The 18,970-nt window shown below is 63.3% G+C and carries 16 protein-coding genes; 7 read left to right on the top strand and 9 right to left on the bottom strand.

The genetic code is table 11. From position 1 onward, the window contains the following. Nucleotides 1–119: 119 nt before the first annotated feature. From HDG33_RS28115 to mnmC, 6 genes are all read right to left on the bottom strand, one after another. Nucleotides 120–1,232 carry an NADH:flavin oxidoreductase/NADH oxidase gene (locus HDG33_RS28115; protein WP_184036845.1) on the bottom strand — a complete coding sequence of 371 codons (1,113 nt, stop codon included), beginning with the start codon at nt 1,230–1,232 and terminating at the stop codon, nt 120–122. Nucleotides 1,233–1,341: 109 nt separating this feature from the next. Then, nucleotides 1,342–2,055: a glutamine amidotransferase gene (locus HDG33_RS28110; protein ID WP_184036842.1), complete on the bottom strand. Its 714-nt coding sequence runs from the start codon at nt 2,053–2,055 to the stop codon at nt 1,342–1,344. A gap of 142 nt (nt 2,056–2,197) precedes the next feature. Continuing rightward, nucleotides 2,198–2,836, bottom strand: a complete 639-nt coding sequence (locus HDG33_RS28105) for a MarR family winged helix-turn-helix transcriptional regulator (RefSeq protein ID WP_090802348.1) — start codon at nt 2,834–2,836, stop codon at nt 2,198–2,200. A 570-nt stretch (nt 2,837–3,406) separates the two neighbouring features. After that, the gene (locus HDG33_RS28100) at nt 3,407–4,522 is read right to left on the bottom strand and encodes a YbdK family carboxylate-amine ligase (protein WP_184036839.1); all 1,116 of its coding nucleotides are present in this window, start codon (nt 4,520–4,522) and stop codon (nt 3,407–3,409) included. An 87-nt stretch (nt 4,523–4,609) separates the two neighbouring features. Further along, the gene (locus HDG33_RS28095; RefSeq protein ID WP_090802344.1) at nt 4,610–5,815 is read right to left on the bottom strand and encodes a cation:proton antiporter; all 1,206 of its coding nucleotides are present in this window, start codon (nt 5,813–5,815) and stop codon (nt 4,610–4,612) included. Nucleotides 5,816–6,765: 950 nt separating this feature from the next. Then, nucleotides 6,766–8,733 carry a bifunctional tRNA (5-methylaminomethyl-2-thiouridine)(34)-methyltransferase MnmD/FAD-dependent 5-carboxymethylaminomethyl-2-thiouridine(34) oxidoreductase MnmC gene (mnmC, locus tag HDG33_RS28090; RefSeq protein ID WP_184036837.1) on the bottom strand — a complete coding sequence of 656 codons (1,968 nt, stop codon included), beginning with the start codon at nt 8,731–8,733 and terminating at the stop codon, nt 6,766–6,768. Nucleotides 8,734–8,963: 230 nt separating this feature from the next. Between mnmC and HDG33_RS28085 the strand changes: the two genes are divergently transcribed. Both HDG33_RS28085 and HDG33_RS28080 read left to right on the top strand, forming a co-directional pair. Next, complete coding sequence (locus HDG33_RS28085) at nt 8,964–9,161, top strand: hypothetical protein (RefSeq protein ID WP_184036835.1); 198 nt, start codon at nt 8,964–8,966, stop codon at nt 9,159–9,161. Nucleotides 9,162–9,179: 18 nt separating this feature from the next. After that, nucleotides 9,180–9,458: an HU family DNA-binding protein gene (locus tag HDG33_RS28080; RefSeq protein WP_018418891.1), complete on the top strand. Its 279-nt coding sequence runs from the start codon at nt 9,180–9,182 to the stop codon at nt 9,456–9,458. 147 nt (nt 9,459–9,605) lie between these two features. On the opposite strand, the gene HDG33_RS28075 is transcribed toward HDG33_RS28080, so the two are convergent. Then, nucleotides 9,606–10,898 (bottom strand): GTP-binding protein, encoded by a 1,293-nt coding sequence (locus HDG33_RS28075; RefSeq protein ID WP_184036833.1) that lies wholly within the window; start codon nt 10,896–10,898, stop codon nt 9,606–9,608. A gap of 145 nt (nt 10,899–11,043) precedes the next feature. After that, complete coding sequence (locus HDG33_RS28070; RefSeq protein ID WP_184036832.1) at nt 11,044–11,487, bottom strand: lytic transglycosylase domain-containing protein; 444 nt, start codon at nt 11,485–11,487, stop codon at nt 11,044–11,046. Nucleotides 11,488–11,983: 496 nt separating this feature from the next. On the opposite strand from HDG33_RS28070, the gene gspD reads away from it, so the two are divergent. The 3 genes from gspD to gspF are packed head-to-tail and all read left to right on the top strand — an operon-like array spanning nt 11,984 to nt 17,116. Beyond that, entirely contained in the window at nt 11,984–14,374 is a 2,391-nt protein-coding gene (gene gspD, locus HDG33_RS28065) for a type II secretion system secretin GspD (protein WP_184036829.1), read from the top strand. Between the two features lie 35 nt (nt 14,375–14,409). Beyond that, nucleotides 14,410–15,894 carry a type II secretion system ATPase GspE gene (gene gspE / locus HDG33_RS28060; RefSeq protein ID WP_311548388.1) on the top strand — a complete coding sequence of 495 codons (1,485 nt, stop codon included), beginning with the start codon at nt 14,410–14,412 and terminating at the stop codon, nt 15,892–15,894. Nucleotides 15,895–15,898: 4 nt separating this feature from the next. Continuing rightward, nucleotides 15,899–17,116 carry a type II secretion system inner membrane protein GspF gene (gene gspF, locus HDG33_RS28055; RefSeq protein ID WP_184036826.1) on the top strand — a complete coding sequence of 406 codons (1,218 nt, stop codon included), beginning with the start codon at nt 15,899–15,901 and terminating at the stop codon, nt 17,114–17,116. A gap of 76 nt (nt 17,117–17,192) precedes the next feature. Here gspF and HDG33_RS28050 read toward each other — a convergent pair whose 3' ends face one another. Beyond that, nucleotides 17,193–17,606: a type II secretion system protein N gene (locus HDG33_RS28050; RefSeq protein WP_184036823.1), complete on the bottom strand. Its 414-nt coding sequence runs from the start codon at nt 17,604–17,606 to the stop codon at nt 17,193–17,195. Between the two features lie 135 nt (nt 17,607–17,741). Between HDG33_RS28050 and gspG the strand changes: the two genes are divergently transcribed. Both gspG and HDG33_RS28040 read left to right on the top strand, forming a co-directional pair. Then, nucleotides 17,742–18,206 carry a type II secretion system major pseudopilin GspG gene (gene gspG, locus HDG33_RS28045; RefSeq protein ID WP_184036820.1) on the top strand — a complete coding sequence of 155 codons (465 nt, stop codon included), beginning with the start codon at nt 17,742–17,744 and terminating at the stop codon, nt 18,204–18,206. 189 nt (nt 18,207–18,395) lie between these two features. Then, nucleotides 18,396–18,923 carry a GspH/FimT family pseudopilin gene (locus HDG33_RS28040; protein ID WP_409259081.1) on the top strand — a complete coding sequence of 176 codons (528 nt, stop codon included), beginning with the start codon at nt 18,396–18,398 and terminating at the stop codon, nt 18,921–18,923. The last annotated feature ends 47 nt before the right edge of the window (nt 18,924–18,970 follow it).

Below are 18,970 nucleotides of genomic sequence, written 5' to 3'. Positions count from 1 at the left end.
GCGCCCTGAAAGCGCCGCGTCGACTTGCGACGCGCACCGCGCCACAACCGGCATCCTACACGTTGTCCACGGCTTCCTTCAACCGTCAGCCGATGCGTTCGTTCAACGTGCGACGGGTGTCACCGTTGACCAAACGAAATGTCGCCGAACAGCGCTTTCTGCTCACGCGGTTGTGAACGCCAGTACTGCGGCGGCGCTTCGACGGTGGCACCGAGGTTAGCGGCGGCGTGCCACGGCCAGCGCGGGTTATAGAGCAGCGCGCGAGCCAGCGCGATCAGATCGGCATCGCCCGCTTCGATCAGCTGCTCGGCGTGCAGCGGATCAGTGATGAGTCCGACGCCGATCGTCGTCAGACCGGTTGCGTGCTTGACCGCTTTCGCGAACGGAATCTGATAGCCCGGCTCGAGCGGAATTTGCTGTAGCGGCGAGACACCGCCCGACGACACGTCGATCCAGTCGCAGCCGCGCTTTTCCAGCTCGTGTGCAAACGCGATCGTGTCTTCGAGCGTCCAGCCGCCCTCGACCCAGTCCGTCGCCGACACGCGCACGCCGACCGGTTTGTCGGCAGGAAATGCGGCACGCACGATGTCGAAGATTTCGAGCGGAAAACGCATGCGGTTTTCGACCGAGCCGCCGTAGTCGTCGGTGCGCTGATTGGCGATCGGCGACAGGAACTGATGCAGCAGATAGCCATGGGCGGCATGCACTTCGAGCGCATCGATGCCAAGACGCGCGGCGCGCCGCGCGGACGCGGCGAACGCCTCGCGAATCCGGTTCAGGCCGACGACATCGAGCGCGAGCGGCGGCTCCTCGCCCGGCTTGTGCGGCAGCGCCGACGGCGCATGCGGCAGCCACCCGCCTTGCGACACCGAAATCAGCTGCCCGCCTTCCCACGGCACGTGGCTCGATGCCTTGCGGCCCGCGTGCGCCAGTTGCATCGTCACGTTGACGTGCGAATGCTTGCGGATCGCGGCCAGCACCGGCACGAGCGCTTCTTCGGTCGCGTCGTCCCACAAGCCGAGATCGCCGGGCGTGATGCGCCCGTCCGGCTCGACGGCGGTTGCTTCGATGCACAGCATGCCCGCGCCGGACAGCGCGAGACCGCCGAGGTGAATCATGTGCCAGGCGGTCGCTTCGCCGCGTTCGGCGGAGTACTGGCACATTGGGGAGACGACGATACGATTGGGAAGCGTCACGCTACGCAGCGTGAGCGGAGAGAAAAGCGCGCTCATGGATTACGCCCAGTGAAAGCCCGAGAGCGATCGAGGATAGCACCGCACGCGGTTTACTGCATGAACGTGGCACCTGGCTGGACGCTCACGTCGCCATTCGGCTAGCCATTCAGGCTTGCGTCTCGACGTGATCGAGCCATTCGCCGAACATGCGGCACGCGGCGGCTTCGAGCACGGGACCGTATCGGCCGGTGTCGGCGCGCAACTGACGCACGTCGATGCCGTGGCCCGAGAGTTCGTTCGCATTCCCTATCAGCCAAGGTTCGAACCGATCGGTGCGGATCTCGGGATGACACTGCAAGCCCAGTACGTGATCGCCCCATGCGAAGGCCTGATTCTCGCAAGCCGGGGTCGATGCAAGACGGGTCGCGTTGGCCGGCAGATCGAAGGTGTCGCCGTGCCAATGCAGCATCGAGGTATGAGCGCCATCGAGATGACGCAGCGGCGAGGCGCGGCCGGCATCGGTCAGCGTGAGCGGCGTCCAGCCGAGTTCGGCCTGAGCCGCAGGGTAGACGCGCGCACCGAGCGCCCGCGCGATCAGTTGTGCGCCAAGGCAGATACCGAGTGTCGGCAAACCGGCCGCGATGCGTTTTTCGATCAACGACAGCAGCGGCCCGAGCGTGGGGTACAGCGCGTCGTCGGTAGCGCTGATGGGGCCGCCCAGCACGACCATCAGCGACGCGGCAACCGGACTGGGCGCCTCGATACGGGCAACGCCCACATCGAGATAACGGACCGGACGCCCGCGCTCGCCGAGCACGAGCTCGAGACTGCCCAGATCCTCGAAGTGCACATGGCGGATGGCGAGTACTTCCCGATTCATCGGCCTGCCCTATCTTCAGGTTGACTAACGACCTGCCGCCAACGACTTTATCCTTGCACGGCACCAGCCGGCAAGCAGGCGGCGCATACCGCCCGCCGTCGCCGGCCAGGCCATGTTAGCGGATTGCCCAGCAAGACGCCGGTTATTGGGCGAAGATCTTCCAGGTCTTCTTCTGGGTGGCGACGTCCGCCGTTTCATGCACGGAGCAGTCGAGACGCACATCGGTGTCCAACATGTTCAGGTCGAGCAGCGCGCAGTGATGCGGCGTCTTCTTCGGATTCTTGCTCGGCTGGAAATGCGTGCAGCTCAGGCACATACGATGCGACGGAATCGTGTTTTGCGCTTCGAGCTGATAGATGGTCTTGAGCAGCGTGCGATAGAACACGGACTGCTCGTCGTCGCGCAGCGTGCCGACCGCCTTTGAGAGGAAGTCCGGCCATTGCGCGGCGCGTTTGGCAGCGGTGCGGCCACGCGAGGTCAGACGTACCGCGAGCGCGCGACCGTCGTCGAGTGCGCGACGCTTTTCGACGAGGCCTTTGGTCTCGAGCGTGCTGACCGCATCGCTGGTGGTCGCGGCAGTCAGCGCCGTTTCACGCGCGATTTCGCCGAGACGCATCGGCCCCTTACGTTGCATCAACAGCACGAGGATCTCGCCCTGGGTCGGCGTAAGGCCTGCGCCTTCCGCCCATTCCCAAGCCTGGCTTCGCATCGCCGTGCTCAATCGCAAGAGGCTGTGGGTCACTCGCCCGGCTGCCTGTTCTCCGTATACGCCTTCGCTCATAATCTTCGATTCGTTTATTTACCGCTTTGGTGCAATGCCGGCGGCTGCCTGCCGGAGTACACCCGTTGCGTGTGTGGGGTAGCTTCGTCCAACCGCGGATGAAACCGTTTGTACTATCTCAAAAATACACCGTCTTGGAAGCCGAAGGCGGCGAAAAACGACATTCTATGCGACAGCGGCTAATCGTACAGCTAACTTATCCAACGCGAGCTGTGGATAAGCAGGGGAAAACGTTTGGACAGCCTGTGTACCGTTTTGCAACAAGCACTTGCAGCGTGTTGAACGTTTCCTCGGTTGCGCTTGCCAGGCGTGGCCGGAGCCCGTTTTACGAGCCCAGTTATCATTTCCCCAGCGCATTGACTTTGCAGGAAATTATTCAGTTGTCCACAGCCTTTGGCAATGCCTGCTTACGACTACTACGCTGGTATACGTAAATTTTCGAAAAACCTGAAGGGTTGCGCGCGCGAAAAACCATAAAAATTTTCTTACGAAAAAAAACCCGCACGCGGCGGGTTTCGTCGGAACGTCGCGTAGCTGGCGCACGCAAACGGTTTCATGAAGTCTTCGCGACTAGGCACGCCATTGCAGACACTGCTGGCGTACCGCTTCGTGCAAGGACTTTTCCTGCGCAAACACACTGCGCAGCCACGTCGCGTCGTTGACCTGACCGCGCGCGATCGCGCCGACTTCGGCCAGCGCATTCACCGAGCCGAGCGCTTCCGCATGCGGTCCGATCTGTTCGAGCGTTTCGAGAATATCTTCGGAAATCGTCTTGCGTTCACCGGTTTGCGGATTGATGCAGGTGCCACCGAGTCCGAACCGGCAGGCTTCGAAACGGTTGAACGTGTAGACCAGATAGTCGTCTTCCTGCGGCATGATCGGCTTATCGAGCAACAAATGACGCGCGAGCGTCTGGATGTAGCAGGCGATCGCCGCGGCGCGATCCACCGAAAACGGCGTATCCATCACGCGGACCTCAATCGTGCCGAAGCCCGGCTTCGGACGGATATCCCAGTAGAAATCCTTCATGCTGTTGACCACGCCCGTGTGGACCATCTTCGAGAAATACTCCTCGAAGCTGTCCCACGTCAGCACGAACGGCGCGCGGCCCGACAGCGGAAACGCGAACACGGAATTCAGACGTGCCGAATGAAATCCGGTATCGACGCCCTGTACGAAAGGCGACGACGCGGACAACGCAATGAAATGCGGGATGAAGCGCGACATCGAATGCAGCAGATACAGCGCGCTGTTCGGATTCGGGCAACCGATGTGCACGTGCTGGCCGAACACGGTGAACTGCTTCGCGAGATAGCCGTATAGCTCGGAAATATACTGAAAGCGCGGCGTATCGACGATCTGCCGCTCGCTCCATTGCTGGAAAGCATGGGTGCCGCCACCGCACAGACCGACGTTCAGATGATCGGCCGCGGACACCAGCGTGTCGCGAATCTTGCGCAGATCGGTGACCGCCTGTTCGTGCGACGTGCAGATGCCGGTCGACAGCTCGATCATGCTTTCGGTGATTTCCGGCGTGATATTGCCGGGGATTTTTTCGTCCTTGATGAGGCGCAGCAGATCCGTGCCGGCTTTGGTCAGATCATAGTCGTGCGTATTGACGATCTGCATTTCGAGCTCGATACCGAACGTGAACGGTTTCGAGTCGATGAAGGGTTCGAGTGACATGGCGTCCCCTGAGTCAGGTCGTTTGAGGCGAAGGAATTGAAAGACGGGTTCGTGAAACGCGCATGGCAGCCCATGCGCGTTGCACGCTTACCCCTCGCGCCGCTCGGCGACGAGCGCGAGGCTGCGATAGACGAGCCACGGCCCGAGAATCTGCAGCACGAAAATCGAACACATAGCGATTGCGCGCAGTTGCGGATCGAAGTTCGGATACAGGTTGTACGTGTCGTCGACGAGCAGATACGCGAGCGCCGACATCGGTGACAAGGACAGGCCGAGCGCGATGCCCTGCTTCAAGTTCAGGCCGCTCGGCTTCGCGAACGCCAGCACGCCGACCAGCTTCGCGACGAGGCGAGCAACGATCAGACCCAGCGCGGCGACTCCGCCCAACGCGATGTGCTTCCATTCGAACGACGTCAGCGTCAGCACGAACAGGATCACCGTCAGCAGCCAGCCCGCGGTGCCGAAATGCTCTGGCCACAACTGCGGACGCACTTCGTGATTCTTCACGATGATGCCCGCGGCGAGCAGCGCGAGAATCGTCGACAGCTTGAACAGATGCGCGATCGCGATCGCGAGCAGCACGAGACCGAACAGCGCCACGAACGAATGCTCGTCCTGCATGTTCAGGCGCCGATAGAAGAACGTGCAGGTGCGCGCGAGCAGATACGCGAGCACGAGCGAGCCGACCAGCAGGTACAACGGCTGCAGGATGGTCGCGAACACGTTGCCGTAAACCTCCTGATGCAGCCAGCTCGACACGAGCTTTTCGATCACGACCGCGTACATGCTGTTCAGCGCGGTCAAGGTCAGAAGACGCTGCGTGACCTGGCCTTCGGCGCGTAGTTCGGTTTTGAGCTGGATCACCATCGCGGGCGATGTCGCCATCGCGATCGCGGCGAGTACGGTCGCGACCATCAGCGGCACGTGCAGAAACAGCAACACGGGCAGCACCAGCACGAAAGTCAGCGTGGCTTCGGCGACGCTCGACAGAATCAGCCACGGATTGCGGCGGATCCAGCGCAGATCGAGCCGGCTGCCGAGTTCGAACAGCAACAGGCCGAGCGCGACGTCGAGCAGCGGTCGCGCGGCGCTCGCGGAATCCGCATCGATCACGCCAAAGCCTGCCGCGCCGGCCACGAGTCCGATCACCGCATAGCCGGAAATGCGCGGTAAACGCCACGCGCGATAGCAAAGCTCGCCGCACAGACCGGCGGCAAGCAATGCAAGACCCGCCCAGAAAATGGCGTCGGGCGAAAGCGGCCACGCTGGCAAAAACGAAAACGCCGAATTCATCGTAATGGGTTCTCCTTGGCAGCAACGGCAGACGACACGAACCGGCGCACACGCACGCCGTCACGAGCGCATCGGGAGCGCACGTTGTCGCAAGCGCTTCGCGAAATCAGCGTTGCGAGGTTTCAATGATCGGATGATCGGAATGCGCCACGGCCGCGAAGAACCGCACGGAGTCAGGCACATACACGGGATGCGGCAGTAGCAACAGGCGCGCTGAAGGAACGCCGTCGACCTTGAATCAGATTCTGTTTGACCGGCACCGTTCCATTGCTGCGCGTGCCGTCAGTTGCTGTGGCACGACGCGGAAAAACGGGGATTGTGCCATAGCTTTTTCCGGGTTGACCGAAAAGACGTTAACTCGCAGGCAAAACGGTAAAAAAGAACGTTATTTTCCTAGTGAACGGAAAAAGCGACCTTTTTTCGAGGTATCGCATCAGTTTCGACCACGTCGCGAACGGCGAATCCGCTCCCGGGTGTTACCGTCGCTTCGGTGATTTCGATGCGCGGTTTTGTCGTTAACGCAGCGCGTCGAGCGATCCGGTTTACGCGAACTCGAACGAAACTCAGCTAGCCCGATAGGCGGGGCGTTAGCCCCCGTCTTTGCTGTTTACTGGTTTACCGTATGTATACGTAGTAACAGTTAACAAGCTGCCTCGGTTTCTGTGGATAACCTGTGTTTACCGAAACAAATCATCGAGTTCCCGGCCGCATAACCGGATGCACAGCATGTGCGGCCGCTGCCGGTATACGCGAGCAACTTTTCGCACTTTTTCGCGATGTCCCAGTTACCCCGTTTACGTCCACAATGGTTCCACACGACTTGCGCCGGTTAACCGCGCGGTTATCCACAGGTCGCAGTGGATAAGCCGGAGTCCTGGTTAACCTTGTTTACAGGGCGGGCGGAGTTAACGTGCCGGGCGCAGAGATAACTTCGCAATGGTCGAAGCCGGTTAACCGATCGTTCCCTGTCGCAAGGACCGCAGCAGAAAGCGCCCAGGGTCGATGTCTTCGGCGAGATCGCGTTCGAGCGGCCACGGCTCGCCTTCGATCTGCGAGGCGATCAGTTCAGCGCCGAGCGCGGCCCACACCAGCCCGCGAGAACCATAAGCGAATGCGCCGTACAGACCGTCGAGACGCGGCAGATCGAGCGGCCATGCGCCGCGCAGGCGGGCAGCATCGCGGGCGGCAGCGGCTTCGTCGGCGAGCTGGCCGATCATCGGCATGCGATCCGAGGTCACGCAGCGAAACGCAACGCGTCCGGCGAGCGAGGTCAGCGGCGCGGCATCGAGTGCGCTTGCGAACGACGGCAACATCTGCGCGACGCGCTCGATATTCTCGCGATGACCGTCCGTGCGCAGCGACGTGTCGGGGTCGTCGAGTTCATAGGTCGCGCCTGTCAGCGTGACATCGTTCGCGAGCGGCACGGCGTAGCCCTCGCCGATCACCGGCAGCGCAAGCGGCGCGACGGTACCCGCCGGCAGCAAGCTCAACTGACCACGAATGCTGCGTGTCGGCGCATGACGCAAGCCAGCGATGCGCGCAGCTTCATGCGCACCGGCGACGATCACGACCGGCGCTCGCGCGACTACCTTTCCCGCGATATCGAAGACGGTCCACTGATCGCCGGAACGTTCGAGCCGCGCGACGTCGACACCGAAGCGTCGTTCGAGCAAGCCGCCTGCCGATGCGAATTGCGCCGCGCACAGCGAAGCCGGATCGATCCAGCCGCCGCGCGGAAAGAACCAGCCGCCACGCGCGAGCGGCACACCGGCGAGTCGCTCGGCATCGGACGCGCACACCGGCGTCACGTAGTCGGACGGATAGCGAAACGCGCCGATGGCCTCGCCGATTGCGCGCGCCTCGTCGTCGTCCGCGGCGATCTGCAGCAGACCGCGATCGCCGCGCGTGAGCCGATGCCCTGCACTTTCGAGCGCGGCCCAACGATTGAGCGCGTACAGAAAGCCCGCCCGCGTGACGCGCGACGCGACGCTGTCGTCGCGCGAAATCATTGGGTGGAATACGCCGGCTGGATTGCCAGACGCATCTTGTGCAACCGACGCATGCCGCTCGAGCGAAGTCACGCGCCAGCCGCGCGCCGCAAGCCGCTCGATCACCGCGCAGCCGGCCAGTCCCGCACCGATCACGACCGCGTGTCGTTCGTCGTGCCCGAACGGCGCGGGCGGCTCATAACGGCGCACACGCCAGCGCGGCGCGAAGCGACCGACCAGCATCGCGCGTTTCCAGCCGAAGCCGTCGACCTTGCGATACTCGAAGCCGCATTGCGTCAATGCGCGTTTGACGTCGCCCGCGCTGCTATAGGTGGAGAAGGTCGCGTCATCGCCCGCGACGCGCGCGAGCGCCTTGAAGATCGCCGGGCTCCACAGCTCGGGATTTTTCGCGGGCGCAAAGCCATCCAGATAGAACGCATCGGCACGCAGCCGCAAGGTGGGCAGGCTGTCGAGCGCATCGGCGAAGATCAACGTCAACACGACGCGGCCGCCTTCGAATTCGAGCCGGTGCGTGCCGGGCACGAGCATCGGCCAAGCGTTCGCGAGCGTGTTCGCGAGCCCCGCGATCAGCGGATCGGAGATCGTCGTTGCGTGAACGCAGCGCAGATCGGCGGCGCTAAACGGATGCTTTTCGGTCGACACGAAATGCAGCCGCTCGCAGCGAGCCGGATCGGCGCGCCATGCGGCCCACGTGACGAGAAAGTTGATGCCGATGCCAAAGCCGGTTTCGAGCACGGTGAACGTACGGCGGCTCTGCCATCTTTCGGGCAATTCGTTGCCGCGCAGAAAGACGTAGTGAGCCTGCTCGAGCGCGCCGACGGCGCTGTGATAGATGTCGTCGTAGTGTGGTGAAAAGGGGCTGCCGTTGTCGCGGAAAGCGAGGACGGCGGGGATCAGCGGATCGGTCATGCGCGACGGGAAAACACGCTCAAAAGGTCGCTCGAAAGAGCGGGTTCGATGGTTCGAGCCGGCGCGCGCTGCGCGCGAGTCGCCGTAAAAGACCCATCAGGACGCATTTAGACGCTTTGCTGCGTTGGCAAAAACCAACGCTAACCCCCGCCAGGACTGGGTTTCAGCCCTCGTTTAGGGGGTGCTGAGGGGCAAAATTTCGATTTCCTTGCAAGAACGGCCCGAAAACCGTGCAATTCCTCGAAACCCTTATCCTGATTGGGTTTGCGCTGCGCTATCATAGCAAGCGCCGCGAAGGGAGCGGCAGCACGGCCGCCGAACAGGGTTTTGTCCGGCGCGGGAGATCGTCAGGATCAGGGCCGCAGCTGCTCGACGGCGCGGCGCGCGCACGTATAATCGGCGCGGTCGCGCTGTTCGTATCAACCTAAACTCAGAAAGGAACCTTAATGAACAAACAGGAACTGATCGACGCTGTCGCAGGACAGACGGGCGCCAGCAAGGCTCAAACCGGTGAAACGCTGGACACGTTGCTTGAAGTGATCAAGAAGTCTGTGTCGAAGGGTGAGGCGGTCCAGTTGATTGGCTTCGGTAGCTTTGGTTCGGGCAAGCGCGCAGCGCGTACGGGTCGTAATCCGAAGACCGGCGAAACTATCAAGATCCCGGCTGCCAAGACCGTCAAATTCACGGCAGGCAAGGCGTTCAAGGACTCGGTCAACAAGCGCTAGGCAGATTCCTGCCGGGCAGTTGACACCCGCGAGAAAAACCCGCCAGTGGCGGGTTTTTTTTCGTCCATGCATATGGTTCAAGCGCGGGACGTGCTTCGTTCAGTCATGACGATGCGCGTTCTCGCCGTGGTCATGTCCGCCATGTTCTCAGTCGTCGCCGTGCCCGTGATGATGATGGCCGCGATCATCATCATGATCGTGGTCGTCGAACTCCCACGCCGGGAACGGATCAGGGAACTGCTGCCAGGCTTGCGGCCCGAGCGCGTATTCGTCGTCGGTGAGCAGACAGGCGTCGAACTTTGCGCGCCAGATGGCGGGGTCGATATCCACGCCGATCAGCACGAACTCCTGACGACGATCGCCGATGCTGGTATCGTCCGGCGCGCCGTACCAGTCGGCGGCGATTTCGGCGGCCAGCTCGTCGTCGCCTGCCGGCCATTCGCTGCGATCCTGCGCGGCCCACCACATGCCCGCCGGACCGTGCCGGCAAGCGCCACCGGCCTGCGACAGCGAACCGCCGATATCGTTGCGCGTCGCGAGCCAGAAGAATCCCTTGCTACGCAGTACGCCCTTCCACTCCCGATGCAGCAGCTCCCATAGCCGCTGCGGATGAAACGGCCGGCGTGCGCGATAGACGAAATGGCCGACGCCGTATTCGTCGGCTTCGCTGCGATGCATGTGGCCGTGTTGACCGCCGTGCTCGTGCTCGAGTGCCGCGAGCCAGCCCGGCGCATTCGACGCTTCGTCGAAATCGAAGCGTCCGGTGATCACGATCTGGTCGAGCGGCACGTCGGCGAAGCGGCTCACGAGCTGCACCGCGCGCGGGTTCAGGCGTGCGAGGATGCGCTGCAAACGCGCGAGCTCGTCGGCGCTGACGAGATCGATCTTGTTCACGACGAGCACGTCACAAAACTCGATCTGCTCGATCAGCAATTCGACGATCGTACGGTCGTCGTCTTCGTCGACCGTGATGCCGCGTTCGGCGAGCGCATCGGCCGACGCGTAATCGCGCAGGAAGTTGAACGCATCGACGATCGTGACCATCGTATCGAGCCGCGCGACGTCGCCGAGCGACGCGCCTTCGTGGCCCTCGAATGTAATGGTTTCGGCACTCGACATCGGCTCGGCGATGCCGCTCGATTCGATCACGAGCGCGTCGAAGCGATTTTCGCCGGCGAGGCGACGGATTTCGTTTTGCAGCTCGTCGCGCAGCGTGCAGCAGATACAGCCGTTCTCGAGTTCAACGACCTGCTCGTCGACGCTCGACAGGTCGGCCGCCTGGCGCACGAGCGTCGGGTCGATATTGACCGCGGCGAGATCGTCGACGATCGCGGCGACGCGCAAACCGGCGCGATTCGCGAGGATGTGATTCAGGAGCGTGGTCTTGCCGGCGCCCAGAAAACCGGAGAGCACGGTGATGGGCAATAGCGGCTGGTTCATCGCGGTACGGAATACGGGAGGATTGAAAGGCGTGCCGGGGGCGTGGCCAAATGGTCGGCGTCGCTGCGACGGCGCGACAGCAGCATGAAGCCGCATTGTGCATTAAAACGGGCGCGGCCTGCGCGAGCGACAGCGCTGGACAAGCCTACCGCGCGGGCATCAACTTCCAGCTGCGCAGAATCGCGGCGATCTGTTGCGAGTATTTGTCCCGCAACGCCGGCGTCTCAGAGTGGTATGCTCCGACCGCCTGCCAGGTATTGCCGTACTTGTTCATCTGGCGGCGCAGATGCCACGCCGCGATATAAACGTTCTTGCACGGCTCCATCAGCGTGCCCTGCGAGATCCCGTACTGGGCGAGCACCGGCAGATGCACCGAATTGATCTGCATCACACCGTAGTCGGTCGAGCCGTTCGCGTTCTTGTGCTGCGCATCCGGCCGGTTGTGCGACTCCTGCCACGCGATAGCCCGTAAAATCAATGGGTTGACCTTCTGATATTTCGCCGCTTCGTCGAAGCAGTCGGCGCGCGCGGAGCCGGCTGCGACGAGCAGCGCGAGCATGGCGGCGACGGTGACGAGCGGACTTTTCATCGGTCAACAGGACTGGATAAACCCGAGGTAAGAATCGGTAAGGCAGTTTGCCGGCCGCATTTCGGCCGCAACGGCAAGCTGGCCGGGCATTTGTCGAGCATCGGGGAAAACCCGCGTCAGCAAACACATAACAGTGAGTCGAACGGCTCGTATCATACCGGCAGTCCGACCTTCGTCAAGTTGGCTAACCGACATAAGACCGTACAAAGCCGGGTAATGGCGTCTGTGTACGGTGGCGGTTAGCTTTCAATTTAATGACAACCCTGCGATCCCTAAGGATTCGCATGAGGCCCCTTGTTTTGTTTCAAATCCGACATGAAAAGCTGTTACTGTTCGTTTTTTTCGGACGTCGGGACGCTGGAGCTCGAAGCGAAACTCGCTTTTGGGGCCGGCTCACAGACCGACCGGGCGGTAGCTTGCTGCCAGGTCCGCATCGCATGACCGTCGGTGGCAGAGGCTGCCGGCATCGATATCAAATTCCATGAGAAGAAATTGTATGGCTTTGCGTCGCGTGGCAACGGCGCTGCTGGTGGCTGGACTGATCACCGCGCAGACAGCACAGGCAGAGGTGACACTCAACTTCGTCAACGCCGACATCGACCAGGTCGCCAAGGCGATCGGCGCGGCGACCGGCAAGACGATCATCGTCGATCCGCGGGTGAAGGGGCAACTGAACCTCGTGTCCGAAAACGCGGTACCCGAGGATCAGGCGCTCAAAACCCTGGAGTCCGCGCTGCGCATGCAGGGCTTCGCGCTCGTGCAGGATCACGGCGTGCTGAAAGTGGTGCCCGAGGCCGACGCCAAGCTGCAAGGCGTGCCGACCTACGTCGGCAACGCGCCGACGGCGCGCGGCGACCAGGTCGTCACGCAGGTCTTCACGCTGAGGAACGAATCGGCCAACAACCTGCTGCCGGTACTGCGTCCGCTGATTTCGCCGAACAACACCGTCGCGGCCTACCCCGCCAACAATACGATCGTCGTCACCGACTACGCCGACAACGTGCGGCGCATCGCGCAGATCATCGCGGGCATCGATAACGCGGCAGGCCAGTCGGTGGCGGTCGTGCCGCTGAAGAATGCGAATGCGATCGACATCGCGCAGCAGATGAACAAGATGCTCGATCCGGGCGCGATAGGCAGTACGGACGCGACGCTGAAGGTGTCGATCGCGTCGGATCCGCGCACCAACTCGCTACTGATGCGCGCATCGAACACGGCACGTCTCGCGGCGGCAAAGGAGCTCGCGAAACAGCTCGACGTGCCGACCACGATGCCGGGCAACATTCACGTCGTGCCGCTGCGCAACGCGGATGCGACGAAGCTCGCGCGCACGCTGCGCAACATGCTCGGCAAGGGCGGCGGCGAAGGCTCGTCGGGCGGCGCGAACGAGGCGAACTCGTTCAACCAGAACAGCAGTGGCGGTGGCGGCGGCGGTCTGTCGAACGCCAGCAATTCGACGGGCACGTCGGGCACGCCGCCGTTGCCGTCAGGCGGACTCGGCGGCAGCTCGATGAACTCGCCGTTGGGCGGCGGCGCCTCGGGCTCGAATAGTAATAGTGGCGGCTTTCTCGGCGGAGACAAGGAGAAGAGCGAAGACCAGGGCGGCGGCATGATCACGGCCGATCCCGCAACCAACTCGCTGATCATCACGGCGCCCGAAGCGACGTACCGCAACTTGCGCGCGGTGATCGACCAGCTCGATGCACGTCGCGCGCAGGTGTATATCGAGGCGCTGATCGTCGAGCTCAACTCGAATACGAGCGGCAACCTCGGGATTCAGTGGCAGGTCGCGAACGGTAACTTGTATGCCGGTACCAACCTGTCGACGGGCTCGGGCAACAGCATCGTCAACCTGACGGCGGCCGCGGCCGCTGCCGGCTCGACCGGCGGTCTCGCTACGGCACTGGGCGCCTCGAACTTGCAACAGGGCCTGAACGTCGGCTGGATCCACAACATTTTCGGCGTGCAGGGTCTCGGCGCGCTGCTGCAGGCGCTGTCGCAGACCGCCGACGCGAACGTGCTGTCCACGCCGAACCTGATCACGCTCGATAACGAAGAAGCGAAGATTATCGTCGGTACCAACGTGCCGATCCAGACCGGTTCGTACTCGAACCTGACGAGCGGCACGACGAGCGCGGCGTTCAACACGTTCGACCGTGTCGACGTCGGTCTGACGCTGCACGTGAAGCCGCAGATTACCGACGGCGGCATCCTGAAGCTGCAGCTCTACACGGAAGATTCGGCGATCGTGAACGGTACGAACAACGCGGCGACGAACCCGGCGGGCCCGGAATTCACGAAGCGTTCGATCCAGTCGACCGTGCTGTGCGATAACGGCGAGATCATCGTGCTCGGCGGCCTGATGCAGGACAACTACCAGGTCAGCAACAGCAAGGTGCCGTTGCTCGGCGACATTCCGTGGCTGGGCCAGCTGTTCCGCTCCGAGCAAAAGACGCGCGACAAGACTAACCTGATGGTATTCCTGCGCCCGGTCATTCTCGCCGATCACGACACCACCCAGGCCGTCACGGCGAACCGCTACGACTACATCCAGGGCGTGCAGGGTGCGTACCGTTCGGACAACAACATCATGAGGGATCGCGACGATCCGGTCGTGCCGCCGATGCCGCTCGGCCCGAGCCAGGGCGGTGTGCCGGCGCTGAACCTGTTCGATCTGAACCAGATGCGCCGCCAGCAGATGATGCCGCAGCAGGCACCGCAACAGGTGCCTCAACAGGTACCGCCGCAGGCCGTGCCGCAAGCCAACGCGCAGCCCACCACGCAACCTGTGCCGCAAACGATGCCGCAAACCGTGCCGCAACCGGCGGTCGTCGATCCGGCCAGCGGAGTGGTGCCGAGTACAGTATCGCCGGGAGCGCGTCCGTGACGCAGACGCCCGCGCAAACCGCGCCATCGCAAGGTCTGTTGAACGGCGCCGCCGCCGCCGGCGAGCGCGCGGCACCCTCGCCGCTCGCCGCCCGGCTCGTGCCGTACGGTTTCGCGCGCAGCGGCCAGATCCTGGTCGCGCATCAGTATGCCGATAGCCTCGAAGTCTGGATCAGCGAGCGCACGAGCGAAGCCGCGCTTGCCGAAATCGCGCGCAACTACGGCACGGTATCGGTCGTGCGCGTGCCCGCCGACGATCTCGCGCAGGCGATCAACCAGGCCTATGCGCGCCAGGACGGCAGCGCCGCGCAGGTGGTCGGTGAAGTGGAAGGCGAAGTCGATCTGTCGCGTCTGATGCAGGACATTCCCGAGGTCGAGGATCTGCTCGAATCGGAAGACGACGCGCCGATCATCCGCATGATCAACGCGCTGCTCACGCAAGCGGCGCGCGAACAAGCATCGGATATTCATATCGAGCCGTTCGAGAATGCGTCCGTGGTGCGCTTTCGCGTCGACGGCACGCTGCGCGACGTGGTGCGGCCGAAAAAAGCGCTGCACGGCGCGCTGATCTCGCGGATCAAGATCATGGCGCAGCTCGACATCGCGGAGAAACGTCTGCCGCAGGACGGCCGCATCACGCTGCGCGTCGGCGGTCGTCCGGTCGACGTGCGCGTATCGACGCTGCCCACCGGCCACGGCGAGCGCGCGGTGCTGCGGCTGCTCGAAAAAGACGCGGCGCGACTGAATCTCGAAGCGCTGGGCATGGCATCCGACACGCTCGGCAAGTTCGACAAGCTGATCGGCAAGCCGCACGGCATCGTACTCGTGACGGGCCCGACCGGCTCCGGCAAGACCACGACGCTGTATGCGTCGATGTCGCGACTGGAGACGGCGACCACCAACATCATGACGGTGGAAGACCCGATCGAATACGACCTGTCCGGCATCGGCCAGACCCAGGTCAACGAGCGGATCGGCATGAGCTTCGCGCGCGCATTGCGCTCGATTCTGCGTCAGGATCCGGACGTCATCATGATCGGTGAAATCCGCGACCTCGAAACCGCGCAGATCGCGGTGCAGGCGTCGCTGACCGGCCACCTGGTGCTCGCGACGCTGCACACGAACGACGCGGCATCCGCGGTCACGCGTCTGACCGACATGGGCGTCGAGCCGTATCTGCTCGCTTCGTCGCTGCTCGGCGTGCTCGCGCAGCGGCTCGTGCGGCGGCTGTGCCCGGTGTGTCGCGAAGAGCGCACGGAAGAGGACGGCAGCAAGCGCTGGCATCCGGTCGGCTGCGACCGTTGTGGCCAATCCGGTTACGCGGGACGGCGCGGCGTCTACGAGCTGCTGCTGATCGATGAGACGATCCGTTCGCTGATCCACCGCAACGCGGCGGACGCCGAAATTCTCGAAGCGGGCCGCGCGCACGGCATGCGCACGCTGCGCGAGGATTCAGAGCGCTGGCTCGCATCGGGACTGACGTCGCTCGAAGAAGTGATTCGCGTGACGGGCGGAGCATAAGCGCATGCCGGCATTCCGTTTCGAAGCGATCGACGCGGCGGGCAAGGCACAAAAAGGCGTGCTCGACGCCGACAGTGCGCGCGGCGCGCGCACCAACCTGCGCTCGCAGGGACTCACTCCGCTCGTCGTCGAACCGGCGGCGTCGCGCACCCGCGGCGAGCGCAATCAGCGGCTCGCGCTCGGGCGTCGTCTGTCGCAGCGCGAGCAGGCCATTCTGACGCGGCAGCTCGCGAGTCTGCTGATCGCGGGTCTGCCGCTCGACGAAGCGCTCGCGGTGCTCACCGAGCAGTCGGAGCGCGACTACATCCGCGAGCTGATGGCGGCGATTCGCGCCGAAGTGCTCGGCGGTCATTCGCTCGCGAATGCGCTGCAGCAGCATCCGAAGGACTTCCCCGAGATCTACCGGGCGCTCGTCGCGGCCGGCGAACATACGGGCAAGCTCGGCCTGGTGCTGTCGCGGCTCGCCGACTACATCGAGCAGCGCAATGCACTGAAGCAGAAGATCGTGCTGGCGTTCACGTATCCGACGATCGTCACGATCATCGCGTTCGGCATCGTCACGTTCCTGCTCAGCTATGTGGTGCCGCAGGTCGTCAACGTGTTCGCGAGCACCAAGCAGCAACTGCCGTTTCTGACGATCGTGATGATGGCGCTGTCCGGCTTCGTGCGGCACTGGTGGTGGGCGATGCTGATCGGCGCGATCGTGGTCGTCTATCTGGTGCGCGCGACCCTCAGGCAACCGGGCCCACGGCTCGCCTTCGACCGCTGGCTGCTGACCGCGCCGCTGATCGGCAAGCTCGTGCGCGGCTATAACACGGTCCGCTTCGCCAGCACGCTCGGCATTCTGACCGCGGCGGGCGTGCCGATTCTGCGCGCGCTGCAAGCCGCGGCCGAAACGCTCAGCAACAATGCGATGCGCGAGAACATCGACGACGCGATCGTGCGAGTGCGCGAAGGTACGTCGCTGTCGCGCGCGCTCGGCAACACGAAGACGTTTCCGCCGGTGCTCGTGCACCTGATCCGCTCGGGCGAAGCGACCGGCGACGTGACGACGATGCTCGATCGCGCGGCCGATGGCGAAGCGCGCGAGTTGGAGCGTCGCACGATGTTCCTGACGAGCCTGCTGGAGCCGCTGCTGATCCTGGCGATGGGGGGCGTGGTGCTGGTGATCGTGCTCGCGGTGATGCTGCCGATCATCGAACTGAACAACCTCGTGCAGTAGTAGTCGTCGTAGCGAGAGGAAGGAAGAGAAAGGATTTGCGCGGCATGCGGTATCAGCCGCGCAACCGCTTCGGGTTTCAGCGCACGTAAATGGTGGGACCGCTGGAGTTGGCGGGCAGGAAGATTTCCGAGTGGGCGCCGTTGCGGTCGATGATGATCGAGCGGGCGCGGACTTCGGAGAGCCTGGTGCCTTGCATCAGCGTGCTGCCGAGCGACACCGCGCGCGGCGGCTCGCCACCGACGCTGACGATCGCCGCGGCGCCTTCGCTCAACGCGAGGATGCCGAAGAGATGGATGTCCTGATTGACGTTGCGCGTGAGCTGTCCGCCGAACAGCGTCGCGGCCTGATCGGTCGAGACCTGCGCATGCGCCGCCGCAGCCGGCAACGGCGCGCCGGACAACGTGATGAGCGTGATGACCCAGTAGGTCAGCGTCGCGCAGAAAGCGGCGAACAGCGCGAGCGACAGGAGGCGGATTTGGATGGCGTTCATGCGCACATTGTACGGACTATTGTGAAAATTGCGGTGGGTTGAAACCCTTCAACTGCATGACATTAAAATGACGGCCCGGCGTGTTCAATCTGATAAGCCGGGCCGAAAATTTCACCTGAAAAGAGGTAGCAACCTATGCAACTGTCGACCATTCGCCGCGCTGACAACGCGGGTTCGCGCGGCCGTCGTCAACGCGGTTTCACGCTGATCGAAATCATGGTCGTGATCGCCATTCTCGGCATTCTCGCCGCGCTGATCGTGCCGAAGATCATGAGCCGTCCGGACGAAGCGCGGCGCGTTGCCGCGAAGCAGGACATCGGCACCGTGATGCAGGCGTTGAAGCTCTATCGCCTCGACAACGGCCGCTATCCGACCCAGGAGCAAGGCCTGCACGCACTGATCGAAAAGCCGTCCACCGACCCGGTGCCGAACAACTGGAAGGACGGCGGCTATCTCGAGCGTCTGCCGAACGATCCGTGGGGCAATGCGTACCAGTACCTGAATCCCGGCGTGCACGGCGAGGTCGATGTGTTCAGCTACGGCGCCGATGGCAAACCGGGCGGCGAAGGCAACGACTCCGACGTCGGGTCCTGGCAATGAACAGGCTGAACCTGGCATCCCGCCAGACTCGATGATGTTCATGCACGCGCCCTCCTTGCCATCGGTTCGGCCGCTTGTTTCGCCAGGCGCCGTGCCCGCCACGCCGTTATGTTCGCGGCGCGTGCAAGCGTGCGTGCTTCACCGATGCATTGCTGTATGAATTTCCGTTGATCGTCGATGGCCGGCACTATGCGCACGTCCGCTTGCAAGTCCCGTGTGGACACTCCGTGTACGGCTTCGCGGCCGCGCTCCCGCCTGCGCCGCCGCCGCGCGGCAGGCTTCACGCTGCTCGAAATGATGGTCGTGCTCGTGATCGCGGGCCTGCTCGTGTCGCTGACCGCGGTCACGATGACCCGCAATCCGCGCACCGATCTGAACGAGGAAGCGCAGCGTCTCGCGTTGCTGTTCGAATCGGCTGGCGATGAAGCGCAGGTGCGCGCGCGGCCGATCGCGTGGCAGCCGTTCGAGGGCGGCTTCCGTTTCGATCAGCGCACCCAGGACGGCTGGCGTCCGCTGCGCGACGATCTGCTCGGACCGCGTCAGTGGGAAGGCGGCGTGACCAGTGTCGCGATCAGTTACCCGGGCTCGGATTCGCACGCCGATCGCATCGTGTTTGGTACCGAGGCGATCGACGTGCCGGTGCAGGTCACGCTGTTTTCGGCGGCCGGCCAGGCGACGATCGTCGGTACCGGCAATGGCCGCTACGAGGTGCGCTGAGATGCGGATGCTTCGCTACGGCAGGTCGGTCCGTGCCCCTTCCCTCT

Source organism: Paraburkholderia sp. Cpub6, from assembly GCF_014201065.1.
GTDB classification, from domain to species: domain Bacteria; phylum Pseudomonadota; class Gammaproteobacteria; order Burkholderiales; family Burkholderiaceae; genus Paraburkholderia; species Paraburkholderia tuberum.
This window is presented reverse-complemented; position numbering and strand designations above follow the sequence as displayed.

What these genes read in the sequence shown, in the direction of transcription:
- HDG33_RS28115 (WP_184036845.1), bottom strand. Translation starts at nt 1,232, where the DNA reads ATGAGCGCGCTTTTCTCTCCGCTCACGCTGCGTAGCGTGACGCTTCCC.
- HDG33_RS28110 (WP_184036842.1), bottom strand. Translation starts at nt 2,055, where the DNA reads ATGAATCGGGAAGTACTCGCCATCCGCCATGTGCACTTCGAGGATCTG.
- HDG33_RS28105 (WP_090802348.1), bottom strand. Translation starts at nt 2,836, where the DNA reads ATGAGCGAAGGCGTATACGGAGAACAGGCAGCCGGGCGAGTGACCCAC.
- HDG33_RS28100 (WP_184036839.1), bottom strand. Translation starts at nt 4,522, where the DNA reads ATGTCACTCGAACCCTTCATCGACTCGAAACCGTTCACGTTCGGTATC.
- HDG33_RS28095 (WP_090802344.1), bottom strand. Translation starts at nt 5,815, where the DNA reads ATGAATTCGGCGTTTTCGTTTTTGCCAGCGTGGCCGCTTTCGCCCGAC.
- mnmC (WP_184036837.1), bottom strand. Translation starts at nt 8,733, where the DNA reads ATGACCGATCCGCTGATCCCCGCCGTCCTCGCTTTCCGCGACAACGGC.
- HDG33_RS28080 (WP_018418891.1), top strand. Translation starts at nt 9,180, where the DNA reads ATGAACAAACAGGAACTGATCGACGCTGTCGCAGGACAGACGGGCGCC.
- HDG33_RS28075 (WP_184036833.1), bottom strand. Translation starts at nt 10,898, where the DNA reads ATGAACCAGCCGCTATTGCCCATCACCGTGCTCTCCGGTTTTCTGGGC.
- HDG33_RS28070 (WP_184036832.1), bottom strand. Translation starts at nt 11,487, where the DNA reads ATGAAAAGTCCGCTCGTCACCGTCGCCGCCATGCTCGCGCTGCTCGTC.
- gspD (WP_184036829.1), top strand. Translation starts at nt 11,984, where the DNA reads ATGGCTTTGCGTCGCGTGGCAACGGCGCTGCTGGTGGCTGGACTGATC.
- gspF (WP_184036826.1), top strand. Translation starts at nt 15,899, where the DNA reads ATGCCGGCATTCCGTTTCGAAGCGATCGACGCGGCGGGCAAGGCACAA.
- HDG33_RS28050 (WP_184036823.1), bottom strand. Translation starts at nt 17,606, where the DNA reads ATGAACGCCATCCAAATCCGCCTCCTGTCGCTCGCGCTGTTCGCCGCT.
- gspG (WP_184036820.1), top strand. Translation starts at nt 17,742, where the DNA reads ATGCAACTGTCGACCATTCGCCGCGCTGACAACGCGGGTTCGCGCGGC.
- HDG33_RS28040 (WP_409259081.1), top strand. Translation starts at nt 18,396, where the DNA reads ATGCGCACGTCCGCTTGCAAGTCCCGTGTGGACACTCCGTGTACGGCT.